The 12,794-nt window shown below is 68.9% G+C and carries 11 protein-coding genes; 7 read left to right on the forward strand and 4 right to left on the reverse strand.

What is annotated here, in order from left to right; genetic code table 11:
* Nucleotides 1–6 precede the first annotated feature (6 nt).
* Both SMIR_RS10550 and SMIR_RS10555 read right to left on the reverse strand, forming a co-directional pair.
* Nucleotides 7–777, reverse strand: a complete 771-nt coding sequence (locus SMIR_RS10550) for a DUF2127 domain-containing protein (protein WP_168495675.1) — start codon at nucleotides 775–777, stop codon at nucleotides 7–9.
* A gap of 119 nt (nucleotides 778–896) precedes the next feature.
* Entirely contained in the window at nucleotides 897–2,594 is a 1,698-nt protein-coding gene (locus SMIR_RS10555) for an MFS transporter (RefSeq protein WP_212726912.1), read from the reverse strand.
* Nucleotides 2,595–2,753: 159 nt separating this feature from the next.
* Between SMIR_RS10555 and SMIR_RS10560 the strand changes: the two genes are divergently transcribed.
* Complete coding sequence (locus SMIR_RS10560) at nucleotides 2,754–3,371, forward strand: TetR/AcrR family transcriptional regulator (protein WP_168495671.1); 618 nt, start codon at nucleotides 2,754–2,756, stop codon at nucleotides 3,369–3,371.
* Between the two features lie 204 nt (nucleotides 3,372–3,575).
* On the opposite strand, the gene SMIR_RS10565 is transcribed toward SMIR_RS10560, so the two are convergent.
* Nucleotides 3,576–4,997: a cation:dicarboxylate symporter family transporter gene (locus SMIR_RS10565; RefSeq protein ID WP_422664420.1), complete on the reverse strand. Its 1,422-nt coding sequence runs from the start codon at nucleotides 4,995–4,997 to the stop codon at nucleotides 3,576–3,578.
* 215 nt (nucleotides 4,998–5,212) lie between these two features.
* On the opposite strand from SMIR_RS10565, the gene SMIR_RS10570 reads away from it, so the two are divergent.
* From SMIR_RS10570 to SMIR_RS10580, 3 genes are all read left to right on the forward strand, one after another.
* Nucleotides 5,213–6,412 (forward strand): RNA-guided endonuclease InsQ/TnpB family protein, encoded by a 1,200-nt coding sequence (locus SMIR_RS10570; RefSeq protein WP_168495667.1) that lies wholly within the window; start codon nucleotides 5,213–5,215, stop codon nucleotides 6,410–6,412.
* Between the two features lie 166 nt (nucleotides 6,413–6,578).
* The gene (locus SMIR_RS10575) at nucleotides 6,579–8,312 is read left to right on the forward strand and encodes an ATP-binding protein (protein ID WP_212726913.1); all 1,734 of its coding nucleotides are present in this window, start codon (nucleotides 6,579–6,581) and stop codon (nucleotides 8,310–8,312) included.
* Complete coding sequence (locus SMIR_RS10580; RefSeq protein WP_101400727.1) at nucleotides 8,309–8,989, forward strand: response regulator; 681 nt, start codon at nucleotides 8,309–8,311, stop codon at nucleotides 8,987–8,989. Before SMIR_RS10575 ends, SMIR_RS10580 begins: the two co-directional genes overlap by 4 nt.
* A 13-nt stretch (nucleotides 8,990–9,002) precedes the next feature.
* Here the strand turns inward: SMIR_RS10580 and SMIR_RS10585 are convergent, their stop codons facing one another.
* Nucleotides 9,003–9,257: a hypothetical protein gene (locus SMIR_RS10585; protein ID WP_212726914.1), complete on the reverse strand. Its 255-nt coding sequence runs from the start codon at nucleotides 9,255–9,257 to the stop codon at nucleotides 9,003–9,005.
* Nucleotides 9,258–9,713: 456 nt separating this feature from the next.
* On the opposite strand from SMIR_RS10585, the gene SMIR_RS10595 reads away from it, so the two are divergent.
* Genes SMIR_RS10595 through SMIR_RS10605 form a run of 3 tightly spaced genes read left to right on the forward strand, consistent with a single transcriptional unit; the run spans nucleotide 9,714 to nucleotide 12,791 of the window.
* Nucleotides 9,714–11,084: an extracellular solute-binding protein gene (locus SMIR_RS10595; RefSeq protein WP_168495661.1), complete on the forward strand. Its 1,371-nt coding sequence runs from the start codon at nucleotides 9,714–9,716 to the stop codon at nucleotides 11,082–11,084.
* A complete protein-coding gene (locus tag SMIR_RS10600) occupies nucleotides 11,081–11,944 on the forward strand; it encodes a carbohydrate ABC transporter permease (protein ID WP_079174127.1) in 864 nt (287 codons plus the stop codon). Before SMIR_RS10595 ends, SMIR_RS10600 begins: the two co-directional genes overlap by 4 nt.
* A 1-nt stretch (nucleotide 11,945) precedes the next feature.
* Nucleotides 11,946–12,791 (forward strand): carbohydrate ABC transporter permease, encoded by an 846-nt coding sequence (locus SMIR_RS10605; protein ID WP_168495659.1) that lies wholly within the window; start codon nucleotides 11,946–11,948, stop codon nucleotides 12,789–12,791.
* The last annotated feature ends 3 nt before the right edge of the window (nucleotides 12,792–12,794 follow it).

A 12,794-nucleotide genomic window follows, 5' to 3' on the forward strand; every position in this document is an offset into this window, starting at 1 on the left:
TGTCCGTCAGGCGTGCGCGGCCACGCCCGCGGACTCCTCGACCTCCAGGAGCGACGCGCTGTGCCGCTCCTCCTCGAACGCCTTGCGTCCGCCGCGCAGCCCGAAGAGGCGTTTGGCGAGGGCGATGTAGAGGACGGCGAGGATGTTGAGGACCAGGGTGGCGATCTTCAAGTAGCTGACGTGCTCGGTGAGTTCGTAGATCTCCAGAGGCAGGAAGGCGGCGGTGGCGACCACCGTCAGATACTCCGCCCAGCGCTTGGCGTACCAGAGGCCGCCCGCCTCGACGAGTTCGATCAGCGCGTACGCCAGCAGCAGCGCGGCCACCAGGGCCAGCGTGGAGTGCTTGTAGCCGAAGGACTTCTGGATGGTGCCGACGACCGGCGAGTGGTCGAGGTCGTAGTGGAAGTGCCTGAAGACCGGCCGGAAGACTGCGAGGTTCTCGTCGAAGAGCCGGCGCACCGAGTCCTGGCTGTTGCTGAACTTCCACACCGCGGCCGCGACCAGCACGATGAACACCCCGCGCACGGCCCGTTCGATCGCCAGGAAGCGCAGGATGAACAGATCGCGCAGCACCTTGCCGCGCGGCACCAGGGGAGCGTCCTGCGCGGGGCCCGAGCCATGTGGTTCGTCCAGCACGAAATCGCCGCAGCGCAGACAGCGCCAGGCCTCGCCGAGGCTCGTCTCGGCGCGCAGCCGCCGGCGCAGTTCCGGCTCGTCGGGCGCGTACGTCACATGGCCTTTGCGCGCACACGTCCGCCGGTCCCAGTCGATCTTCATACTCCGTGTCCTCCGCAGAACATGCCGCGCCGTGCCGGTCAGTCCGGCACGGCACGGTAGTGCATGTTCTACGAGACGGAGGCCCGAGGGTCACGGTTCCGAGGCGGGCGAGGATGCGCTCAGCGCGTCGCCGCGCCGGTGAGCTCCGGTAGTTCCTGCGCCACCTGCTCCGGGGCCTCCCCCGGGTGCGCACCGCCCTTTCGGGGCAGCAGGACGGCGACCAGCACGGTCCCCACTCCCAGGATCACCGCGCCGATCAGGCTGGTGTGCGCCACCGCGTCCGAGAAGGACGAACCGACGGCGTCCGCCATCCGCTGCGCCCCGTGGGCGAGCTGGTCGGCCTGCGCCTTCAGCTGCGCGGCCTTCTCGGTGTTCCCGGCGTGCCCCGCCCGCGCGGCCTGGTCGCCGAGCTGCCGGGCCTTGTCGCCGATGCCCTGGGCGACCGCGTAGCCCGCGCCGACCGAGTCCTGTGCCGTGGACAGGGCGCCCGCCGGGAGCTTGCTGCCCGCGGTGGCGTCCGAGAGGTGCGAGGAGTACGAACTCGCCAGCACGGAACCGAGGATCGCGATGCCGAGTGAGCCGCCGAGCTCCAGCGAGGTGTCGTTGACGGCGCCGCCGACGCCGAGTTCGGCCTCGGGGAACGCGCCCATGATGGCGTCCGTGCAGGGCGAGAGCGCGAGCCCGATCGCGAGGCCCAGGATGGTGAGGGGCAGCACGAAATCGCCGTACGAGGATGCCGCGTCGACCCGGGTGAGCAGCGCGAGCGCCGCAGTGCCGCCGACCATGCCCGCGGTGACCGTGATCTTCATGCCGACGCGCGGGGTGAGGTACCCGGTGAGCGCCGAGCCGACGAACACGGCCCCGGCGAGCGGCAGCATCCGCACCCCGGTGTCCAGCGCGTCGTAGCCGAGGACGAACTGGAGGTGCTGGGTGAGGTAGTAGAAGGCGCCGAAGACGGCAAGGAAGAAGAGGGCGACGGCGAGGTTGGAGCCGGCGAACCGGCGGTGGGCGAAGCGGCGTACGTCGACGACCGGGCGCGGGTGGCGCAGCTCCCAGACCACGAAGGCCACGAGGCCGGCACCCGCGACGACCGCGGCGGTCACGGCTTTGACGCCCCATCCGAAGTGCGGCCCCTCGATGATCATGTAGACCAGCGAGCCGATCCAGACCACGGACAGCAGGCCGCCGACGTGGTCGATGCGGTGGTGGTGCGCGGCCCTGGACGGCGGTACGAGGACGAGGGCGCCGACGATCGCGAGCGCGGCGATGGGCACGTTGATCAGGAACGTGGACGACCAGCCGTGGTGCTCCAGCAGCGCACCGGCGACCAGTGGCCCGGCCGCGATGGCGAGTCCGGCGGTGGCGGTCCACAAGGTGATCGCCTTCGCCCGCTCCTCGCGCGGGAAGGTCGCGGCGAGCAGGGAGAGCGTCGCGGGCATGATCAGGGCGGCGCCGACGCCCATCACGGCACGGGCCGCGATGACCCCGGTGGAACTGTCGACGAGCGAGCCCGCGACCGCGCCCCCGCCGAAGACGACGAGCCCCAGGATGAGGGCGCCGCGCCGGCTGTACTTGTCGCCGATCGCGCCGAGCAGCAGCATCAGCGCGGCGTACGGGACGGTGTAGCCGTCGATGACCCACTGCAGGTCCGCGCTGGACAGGCCCAGGTCCTGGGTCATGTCGGGGGCCGCGACCGTGAGGGCGGTGTTCGCCATCACGATGATCAGCAGGCTCAGGCAGAGCACCAGCAGCGCCCACCAGCGTCGGGCGTAGGGCCGGCCCATCCCCTCGACCGGTTCGTTCATGACGAGACGCATGACTACGGTCGCCCTCTCTCTCGTTCTTCTTGCACACTGACGTGTAATTGCTCAACCATGTGCAATGTACGTCCATGCACACAGCTGTGCAAATGAAGGAGGTGGAGCCCTTGTGGAGGGCACGAGTGATCACCTCGCGCGGCTCCGGGGGCGTGCAGAATGGCAGCCATGACCACGGGTAGTGCCAGCCGCGCGGATGCGAATCGCCGCCGTATCCTCGACGTCGCGCTCGCCGAGCTGCTGCGCGACCCCGACGCGTCCATGGACCAGATCGCACGGGCCGCGGGCGTCGTACGGCGCACGGTGTACGGGCACTTCCCGAGCCGCGAGGCCCTGATCGGCACGTTGACCGACGGCGCGGTGGAGGCGGTGGCCGCGGCGCACGCGGCGGGCCGGGAGAGCGGCCGGGACCCGGCGGAATCGCTGGTCCGCTCGACGCTCGCCGTCTGGGAGATCGCCGACCGCTACCGGCTGCTGGTCGCCCTCGCCCAGCGCAGCGTCACGGTCCAGGGCATCCGTGAGCGGCTGACGCCGGTGCGCGAGGCCTGCGCGGAGCTGTTGCGGCGCGGCCTCGACCAGGGCGTGTTCGAGTCCGCGCTGCCGGCGCCCGCACTGGCGTACGTGCACGAGCAGATGCTGTTCGCCCTCATGGAGGCGGTGAACGACGGCCTGCTGGCACCGGAAGAGGCGGGCCGCTCCGCCGCGATCACCATGCTGACCGCGGCGGGCGTACCCGCCTCCAGAGCCACCGAACTGGTGACCAAGCTGAGCGATTGAGCTGTTGAGGTTCTTCTTCGCACTTCTTCGGCAAAACACCGAGCGGCCAGGTCTACGGGGGGAGAACCTGGCCGCCCGGCGGCTTGGGGGGGCTTATGAGCCCCGTGCGGGACCGCGCCCGTCAGGGGCGCGAGGAACTGCGCGACAAGCCACGATCCACACGCAGCCTCCGAACGACCCGCAGCCCCTCTTCCAGCGGAGCGCCTACGCTTTCGCCAGCTCCTTCTCCCCGCCCTGCTCGGGGATCTCCGCGGCGACGTCCGAGACGTCATCCTCGTCGTTGTCCAGCAGAGTCTTCTCGTCGAACGGCAGCTCACCGGCGAGAACCCGGTTCACCCGCTCCTTGTCGACCTCACCGGTCCACGTACCGATCAGCAGCGTGGCGACCGCGTTGCCCGCGAAGTTGGTGACCGCACGCGCCTCGCTCATGAAGCGGTCGATACCGATGATCAGACCGACACCGTCCACCAGCGCGGGCTTGTGCGACTGCAGACCACTGGCCAGGACGGCGATACCGGAGCCGGAGACACCCGCCGCGCCCTTCGAGGCGACCATCATGAAGAGCAGCAGGCCGATCTGCTGACCGATGCTCATCGGCTGGTCCATCGCGTCGGCGATGAACAGCGAGGCCATGGTCAGGTAGATCATCGTGCCGTCGAGGTTGAAGGAGTAGCCGGTCGGCACGGTGATGCCGACGACCGGGCGGCTGACACCCAGGTGCTCCATCTTGGCGATGAGCCGCGGCAGCGCGGACTCGGACGACGAGGTGGAGACGATCAGCAGGAACTCCCGGCCGAGGTACTTCAGCAGCTGGAAGAGGCTGACCTTGGCGACGAGCTTCGTGAGCGTGCCGAGCACGATGACGATGAAGAGCGCACAGGTGATGTAGAAGCCGAGCATGATCGTGCCCAGCGCCTTCAGCGCGTCCATGCCGGTCTCGCCGATCACGGCGGCCATGGCGCCGAAGGCACCGACGGGCGCGGCCCACATGATCATGCCGAGGATGCGGAAGACCAGCTTCTGGATGTGCTCGACACCCTTGAGCACCGGCTGTCCCGCACGGCCCATGGCCTGCAGCGCGAAGCCCACGAGGAGGGCGATCAGCAGGGTCTGGAGCACCTGGCCCTCGGTGAAGGCCGAGACGAAGGTGGTCGGGATGATCCCGAGGATGAAGTCGACGGGGCCCTCGGCGGCGGCCGCGGCCTGCGTGTGCCCGACGCCCTTCACGGCCTCGGTCAGGTGCATCCCGCTGCCCGGGTGGATGATGTTGCCGACGACCAGGCCGATGGCCAGCGCCACGAAGGACATACAGATGAAGTAGCCGAGCGCGAGACCGCCGACCTTGCCGACCTTGGCGGCCTTGCGTACCGAGCCGACGCCGAGCACGATCGTGCAGAAGATGATCGGGGAGATCATCATCTTGATCAGGCTCACGAAGCCCGTGCCGATCGGCTTGAGCTCCTTGGCGAAGTCCGGTGCGGCGAACCCGACGGCGATGCCGAGCACAACCGCGATGATCACCGCGATGTACAGATAGTGGGTGCGGTCCCGCTTGGCTGCGGGTGCGGCAGGTGCCGTTTGGGTGCTGGCCACGGCTGCCCTCCTTGACGACGTCATCGGCATCATCCGGCGTGCGGCTCACGTCCGGCGGAACCCGGTGTGCGGCCTGCTCCTGGGGGGATCCCAGGGTGCGGCTCACTCGGGGGGATCCCGGGGTGCGGCTCACTCCGGGGGATGCGGTGACTATCTCCCGCCCTGTGAGGGCGGTCACCCTTCCGTTCATTTAGTACATCGAAACAGCGATCGGCACGACTCACACACTGGCGTGCTAGTTTCTGAGCATGGGGGATCACGTGAAGCGGGCGTTCAAGTACCGCTTCTATCCGAACGACGCGCAGGCGGCTCAACTGACGCGCACGTTCGGTTGTGTGCGCAAGGTCTACAACCTGGCCCTGCAGGCCCGCACCACGGCCTGGTTCACCGAGCACCGCCGGATCAACTACGTCCAGACCTCCGCGCTGCTGACCGATTGGAAGAAGACCGAGGAGTACGCCTTCCTGGCCGAAGTCTCGTCGGTTCCGCTGCAGCAGACGCTGCGGCACCTGCAGGGCGCCTTCACCAACTTCTTCGAGAGGCGCTCCGCCTACCCGCGCTTCAAGTCCCTCAAGAAGTCGCGCAAGTCCGCGGAGTACACCCGCTCGGCTTTCACCTACCGCGATGGTCGGCTGACCTTGGCGAAGATGCAGGAGCCGCTGGACATCGCCTGGTCCAGGCCGCTGCCCGAGGGGCAGGTGCCCTCGACAGTGACGGTGTCGCAGGACGGTGCGGGGCGCTGGTTCGTCTCCATGCTCTGCGAAGACGCCTCAGTGAAGGCGCTCCCGGCCATCAGTGCGGCAGTGGGCGTCGATGTCGGCGTCACCTCGCTGGTGACCCTTTCGACCGGAGAAAAGGTCACCAACCCGAAGTTCGAGAAGAGGGACCGGGCCAGGCTTTCCCACGCCCAGCGAGAGCTGTCCCGCAAGGCGGAGGGTTCCAGCAACCGCAACAAGGCGCGTGCCCGGGTCGCCGGCATCCATGCCCGGATCGCCGACCGGCGCCGGGACTTCCTGCACAAACTGTCCACGCGTCTCGTTCGTGAGAACCAAACGATCGTGATCGAGGACCTCACCGTCCGGAACATGCTGAAAAACCGCACACTGGCCCGTGCGATTTCCGACGCGTCCTGGACCGAATTGCGCTCCATGCTCGAGTACAAGACCCAGTGGTACGGCCGCGACCTGATCGCGGTGGACCGCTGGTACCCGTCGAGCAGGACCTGCTCGGCCTGTGGCCATCTGGTCGCGAAGCTGCCGTTGAACATCCGGGAATGGACCTGTGCCGCGTGCGGGACTGTCCACGACCGCGACGAGAACGCGGCGAAGAACATTTTGGCCGCCGGGCTGGCGGTGTCGGCCTGTGGAGCCGGTGTAAGACCTCAGCGGAGAACCTCCGGGCGGGCTGTCGGCGCTGAAGCAGGAATGCTCCGAAGGAGCACCGCTTAGCGGTGCAGAGTCGGAGATTCCCCCCTGCTTGAAGGGGGGAGAGGCCAATTAGTTCACACTTATAGGAACAACCGAACTTCGAACCCCGACGGCGGCGGACGACGGACGACGGACGTACGAATTACAGGACTCCGAGTGACAGGCAAGGGCGAGGCACACTGATTCCATGCGCCTTCCCCACGTCCCGCGACCCCGCAGCCTGGCCGGCCAGCTCTTCGCCATGCAGGCCGTGCTCATCGCGGTGCTCGTCGCCGGTTACGCGCTGTTCAGCTACGTCAGCGACCGCAGCCAGGCCGAGGACGCGGCGGGCCGCCAGGCCATGGCCGTGGCCCGTTCGATCGCCGACGCACCCTCCGTCCGCGATGCCATCCGCACCACGAACCCCACCAAGGATCTCCAGCCGTACGCGCTCCAGGTGCAGCGGGACACCGGCGTGGACTTCGTGACGATCATGAACCCGCAGGGCATCCGCTGGACCCACCCCGACGAGACGCTGATAGGCAAGCACTTCCTCGGGCACATCGGACCCGCCCTGCACGGCAAGTCCTTCACCGAGACATACACGGGCAGCCTCGGGGCGTCCGTCCGCGCCGTCACCCCGATCCTGGACAACGGCCACATCGTCGGCCTGGTCAGCGCGGGCATCAAGGTCGAGGCGATCACGCAGCGCGTGCAGGAGCAGGTGACCGCCCTCGTCGGCGTCGCAGGCAGCGCACTCGTGCTCGGCGGCATCGGCACGTACGTCATCAACGCCCGGCTGCGCCGCTCCACGCACGGCCTGAACGCGGCCGAGCTGAGCCGGATGCACGACTACCACCAGGCCGCGCTGCACGCCGTGCGCGAGGGGCTGCTGATGCTGGACGGGCAGTACAGGGTGGCGCTGATGAACGACGGCGGGCGGGAGCTGCTGGGGGTGACGGACGAGGTCGTCGGACACTCCGTGGCCGACCTCGGGCTGCCCGCACCGCTCACCGGCGCCCTGCTGTCGGCGGAGCCACGGGTGGACGAGGTGCATCTGACGGCGTCGCGCGTACTGGTCGTGAACACCTCCCCGGTGTCCGGCGGCGAGCGGCGCGGCACAGTGGTCACCCTGCGCGATGTGACCGAACTCCAGTCCTTGATGGGCGAGTTGGACTCCGAGCGCGGCTTCACCCAGGCGCTGCGCTCACAGGCGCACGAGGCCGCGAACCGGCTGCACACGGTGGTCTCGCTGATCGAGCTCGGGCGCGCCGAGGAGGCCGTCGAGTTCGCCACCGCCGAGCTCGAACTCGCCCAGACGCTCACCGACGAGGTGATCTCGGCGGTCAGCGAGCCGGTCCTCGCCGCCCTGCTGCTGGGCAAGGCGGCCCAGGCGAACGAGCGGGGCGTGGAACTGGTGGTGTCGGAGGAGAGCGGTATCGACGACGGGCTGCTCCAGACCGGCCTGCCGGCCCGTGACCTGGTGACCGTGCTGGGCAATCTGATCGACAACGCGATGGACGCGGCGCAGGGGACGGTGGGGGCACGGGTGACCGTCACGGCCTTCACGGACGACTCCGGCCTGGTCCTGCGGGTCGCCGACACGGGCGCGGGAGTCGACCCCGCCCACGCGGAGGCGGTCTTCCAGCGCGGCTGGTCCACCAAACCGGCGGGGCCCGGCGGCCGGGGCCTCGGTCTGGCCCTCGTACGTCAGGCCGTGAGCCGTCACTACGGCACGCTGACGGTGGCGGAGGCGCGCGGGGGCGGGGCGGAGTTCGAGGCGCGGCTGCCGTTGCCTACGGTTACCCCGGGCGCCCCCGCCGAACCCGTGCCGGGGGCCGCCGGAGAACCGGCCCCGGCCACCGCCGAAGGGGCCACCGCCGAAGGGGCCGCCGCCGAGCCCGAGTCCGCCCAGCACGCCCTGCCTGGAGGCGACGTATGACCGCCGACCCCATCCGTGTACTCGTCGTCGAGGACGACCCGGTCGCCGCCGACGCGCACGTCATGTACGTGGGCCGGGTGCCCGGCTTCACGGCGGTCGGCAAGGCGCACACCGGAGCGGAGGCGCGGCGCGCGCTGGACCGTACGCCGGTGGACCTGCTGCTGCTCGACCTGCACCTGCCGGACGTGCACGGACTGCAGCTCGCCCGCTCCCTGCGTGCCGCCGGCTATCACGCGGACGTGATCGCGGTGACGTCCGCGCGGGACCTCGCGGTCGTACGGGAAGGGGTCTCGCTCGGGGTCGTCCAGTACGTCCTGAAGCCCTTCACCTTCGCCACCCTGCGCGACCGCCTCGTCCGGTACGCCGAGTTCCACGCGGCGGTGGGCGAGGCGAGTGGCCAGGACGAGGTGGACCGCGCCCTGGCCACCCTGCGCGCCCCGAGCCCGGCCGCCCTCCCCAAGGGCCTCAGCGCGCCGACCCTGGAGCGGGTCACCCGGGCGCTGCGGGACAGCGCCGAGGGCCTGACGGCGGCCGGGGTCGCGGAGTCGGTCGGCATCTCCCGGATCACGGCCCGGCGCTATCTGGAGCACCTGGTGGACGCGGGACGGGCGGCGCGCGCCCCGCAGTACGGGCAGGTGGGGCGGCCGGAGTTGCAGTACCGGTGGGTGAAGGGGTAGCCCCGGTCGAGCGTCAGCCATGGGGAGAAGCGGCCCGCCGGTGGTCCGGCAGTCGGGTGATCGCCACGAAGACGGCGTAGGCGCCCAGAGTCCCGACCACGAAACCGGGATAGCGGGCCCAGTCAGGATCGGCGGGAGCGGAGGTGCCGACCCGCACGAGCCAGTTGGCGAACCATCCGGCCGGCAGGCCGACCGTGAAGGCCGGCCAGCGATACCGCACCCCCTTGATCACATCGTCGACCAGGGCTGTCCATGTGCCGAGCACCATCGGGAACAGGCCGCCACTCCAGCCGAGGGCGGCGACACCCGCCCCACGGCGACTCCGATGTCACGTCGCCCCCGCATGGCGCGTTCAACTCGCCCCCAGGACCGCGAGCGCCTCGACCACCGACAGCACCAGCAGCCCCGGGCCGGCGACCTGGCCACCGACCCAGTACACGACGAGCCCGGCGAGTGGCACGACGCCGAAGGCGAGCAGGTCGACGCCGCACTGGATGACCTTGCGCGATGCTCTCCGGGTATCACCGCGGTGAGCAGTCTCCCACCTGAAAATGCCATCGGTGCAGGCGAGTTCGGCGAGCCTCGGCCCCAACTCGGCCCTGTTCCGCCATCTCGTCCCCCATCTCCTGAAGCCGGTGCAAGGTCATTGACGTGGACTAGTCCACGCTCTTACGTTCACCGGGCAGACAACTCGGCCACCAATGACGTCGGCCAGTAGGAGGTCGTGCCCGTGCGCCCCACCGCCGCCCCGCTACTCCTCGCCACTCTGCTCACCGCGACCGCGCTCAGCGCCTGCGGATCGGGCTCCGGAAGCGATCCGGACACCGTGAAGGTCTCCTTCAAGCAGTCCACGGACAACTCGATCCGCGTCATGGACACCTACTTGGGGGAGATGAAGAAGGAGTTCGAGAAGGCCAACCCCGGCAAGAAGGTCGAACTCGTCCCGATCAAGGCCCCGGACTCCGAGTACTACACCAAGCTCCAGCAGATGCTGAGATCTCCCAAGACGGCTCCCGACCTGGTCTACGAGGACACCTTCCTCATCAACTCGGACATCACGAGCGGGTACTTGAAGCCCCTCGACCCCTACCTCGACAAGTGGCCGGACTGGAACCAGTTCATCGACACGGCGAAGTCGGCCGCGAAGGCGCAGGACGGGAAAACGTACGGCGTCCCGGACGGCACGGACACCCGGGGCCTCTGGTTCGACAAGGGCATCTTCAAGAAGGCGGGCCTGCCCGCCGACTGGCAGCCGAAGACGTGGGACGAGGTGCTGGCCGCCGCACGCACCATCAAGGCGAAGGTCCCCGGCGTCACCCCGCTCAACGTCTACACGGGCAAGCCGGCGGGCGAGGCGGCCACCATGCAGGGATTCGAGATGCTGCTGTACGGGACGGGTGACGGAACGTCGGACCCCCTGTACGACACGGCGTCGAAGAAGTGGATCGCGGGCAGCCAGGCCTTCAAGGACGCGCTCACCTTCGTGCACACGGTCTACAAGGAGAAGCTGGGCCCCGATGTCTCGGACGCCCTGGACCCGAACTTCCCCACGAACGTCCGCGGCGAACTGATGCCCAAGGGCAAGCTCGGCATCAACCTGGACGGCAGCTGGCTCCCGCAGGACTGGCTGAAGGGCGCGGGGCACGAGTGGCCCGAGTGGTCGCAGAAACTCGGCCTCGCCTACATGCCGACGCAATCCGGCCAGGCCCCCGGCAAGGTGAGCATGTCCGGCGGCTGGACCTGGTCGATCCCCGCCAAGGCGTCCAACCCGGACCTCGCCTTCAAGTTCATCGAGACGATGCAGACCAGGGCGAACGCACAGAAGTGGTACATCGCCAACTCCGGCATCGCGGTGCGCAAGGACGTGGCCTCCGACCCCGGATACGTGAAGGCGCAGCCCGGCATCAAGTTCTTCACGGACCTGGTCGCGAGCACGCACTACCGCCCCGCGTACCCGGCCTACCCCAAGGTCTCGACGGCCGTCCAGGAGGCCATGGAGGGCGTGACGACAGGTGACAGCTCGGTCGACAAGGCGGCGAGCGGGTACGACGAGGAGCTGAAGACGGCCACCGACAACCAGGTGATCAGGAAGTGAGGCTGCGCCGCACCCTGACCCGCGCCCTCCCCCTCACCCCCGCCGTCGCCCTCCTGCTCCTCTTCCTGGCGGGCCCGATCGCGTACTGCGCGTACATCGCCTTCACCGACCTCCAGCTCACCGGCCAGGCGCACTCGTCCTTCGTCGGCTTCGAGAACTTCCGGGCGGCGTTCAAGGACGACGCGTTCCTGAACGCGGTCTGGCTGACGCTGGTGTTCACGGTCCTGTCGTCACTGGTCGGCCAGAACACGCTGGGCCTGGCGCTGGCTTCGCTGATGCAGCGGGCGTCGAAGCCGGTGCGAACGGTCGTGGGCGGGATCGTGATCACGGCGTGGGTGCTGCCGGAGGTGGTGGCGGGGTTCCTGCTGTACGCGTTCTTCCGACGGGAAGGCACGCTGAACGCGATCCTGGACTGGCTCCACCTCCCCACCCAGAACTGGCTGTTCACGCTGCCGATCCTGGCGGTGTCGTTCGCGAACGTCTGGCGGGGGACGGCCTTCTCCATGCTGGTGTACTCGGCGGCCCTGAACGAGATACCGAAGGAGATCACCGAGGCGGCGGAGGTGGACGGGGCGGGTGGCTGGCGCCGTATGTGGCACATCACGCTGCCGATGATCCGCCGCTCGATCGGCACGAACCTGATGCTCAACACCCTTCAGACGCTGTCGGTGTTCGGGCTGATCTGGGTGATGACGAGGGGCGGCCCGGGGAACAGGAGCCAGACGCTGCCGCTCTTCATGTACGAGCAGGCCTTCCAGAAGAGCATGATCGGATACGGCACCGCGGTGGCGCTGCTCCTGCTGGTGGTCGGCTCGCTGTTCTCGCTGGTGTACATGCGGCTGCTGCGGACGGAGGTGTGACATGCCGGTCCGTAAGACACTGAGGTCCCGCCGCACCGGCCGCCGACTGGCCGCCGACGCGGGCCTGCTGGCGGTGGCCGCCGCCTTCGCCCTCCCCCTCGCCTGGGTGGTCCTGTCGGCCCTCGACCCGCACGCGGGCCTCAGGGTGAAGGTTCCGGACGGCCTCACGCTGGACAACTTCGACGCGGTCCTGAAACCGGACATCACCTACACACCGCTGCTCAACAGTCTGATCCTGTGCGGGGGCGGCACGCTGCTCACGGTGGTGTGCGCGGCGTTGGCCGCGTATCCGCTGTCGCGGTTCCGCTCGCGCCTGAACCGCCCCTTCCTGCTGACGATCCTCTTCGCGACGTGCCTGCCGATCACGGCGATCATGGTCCCGGTGTACGCGTTGTTCGTACGGGTGAACCTCATCGACACCGTGCAGGGCACCATCTTCTTCTTCGCCGCGTCCCAACTCCCCTTCGCCATCTGGCTGATGAAGAACTTCATGGACGGCGTGCCGAAGGAACTGGAGGAGGCGGCGTGGACGGACGGGGCGTCGTCGCTCCAGTCCCTGGTACGGATCGTGCTGCCACTGATGGGGCCGGGGGTCGCGGTGGTGACGGTCTTCTCGTTCGTGATGATGTGGGGGAACTTCTTCGTCCCGTTCATGCTCCTGCTGACACCGGACCAGATGCCGGCGTCCGTGAGCATCAACGACTTCTTCGGAAATCGGGGGACGGTGGTCTACGGGCAGCTGGCCGCGTTCTCGGTCATCTACTCGACGCCGGTGATCCTGCTGTACGTGCTGGTGTCCAGGCGGCTGGGCGGGGGGTTCGCGTTGGGCGGCGCGGTCAAGGGGTGAGAG

Source organism: Streptomyces mirabilis (assembly GCF_018310535.1).
Classification (GTDB): Bacteria; Actinomycetota; Actinomycetes; order Streptomycetales; family Streptomycetaceae; genus Streptomyces.

What these genes read in the sequence shown, in the direction of transcription:
- SMIR_RS10585 (WP_212726914.1), bottom strand. Translation starts at nt 9,257, where the DNA reads ATGGTGCTCGGCACATGGACAGCCCTGGTCGACGATGTGATCAAGGGG.
- SMIR_RS10570 (WP_168495667.1), top strand. Translation starts at nt 5,213, where the DNA reads ATGGGGGATCACGTGAAGCGGGCGTTCAAGTACCGCTTCTATCCGAAC.
- SMIR_RS10550 (WP_168495675.1), bottom strand. Translation starts at nt 777, where the DNA reads ATGAAGATCGACTGGGACCGGCGGACGTGTGCGCGCAAAGGCCATGTG.
- SMIR_RS10565 (WP_422664420.1), bottom strand. Translation starts at nt 4,997, where the DNA reads ATGATGCCGATGACGTCGTCAAGGAGGGCAGCCGTGGCCAGCACCCAA.
- SMIR_RS10575 (WP_212726913.1), top strand. Translation starts at nt 6,579, where the DNA reads ATGCGCCTTCCCCACGTCCCGCGACCCCGCAGCCTGGCCGGCCAGCTC.
- SMIR_RS10605 (WP_168495659.1), top strand. Translation starts at nt 11,946, where the DNA reads ATGCCGGTCCGTAAGACACTGAGGTCCCGCCGCACCGGCCGCCGACTG.
- SMIR_RS10580 (WP_101400727.1), top strand. Translation starts at nt 8,309, where the DNA reads ATGACCGCCGACCCCATCCGTGTACTCGTCGTCGAGGACGACCCGGTC.
- SMIR_RS10560 (WP_168495671.1), top strand. Translation starts at nt 2,754, where the DNA reads ATGGCAGCCATGACCACGGGTAGTGCCAGCCGCGCGGATGCGAATCGC.
- SMIR_RS10555 (WP_212726912.1), bottom strand. Translation starts at nt 2,594, where the DNA reads ATGCGTCTCGTCATGAACGAACCGGTCGAGGGGATGGGCCGGCCCTAC.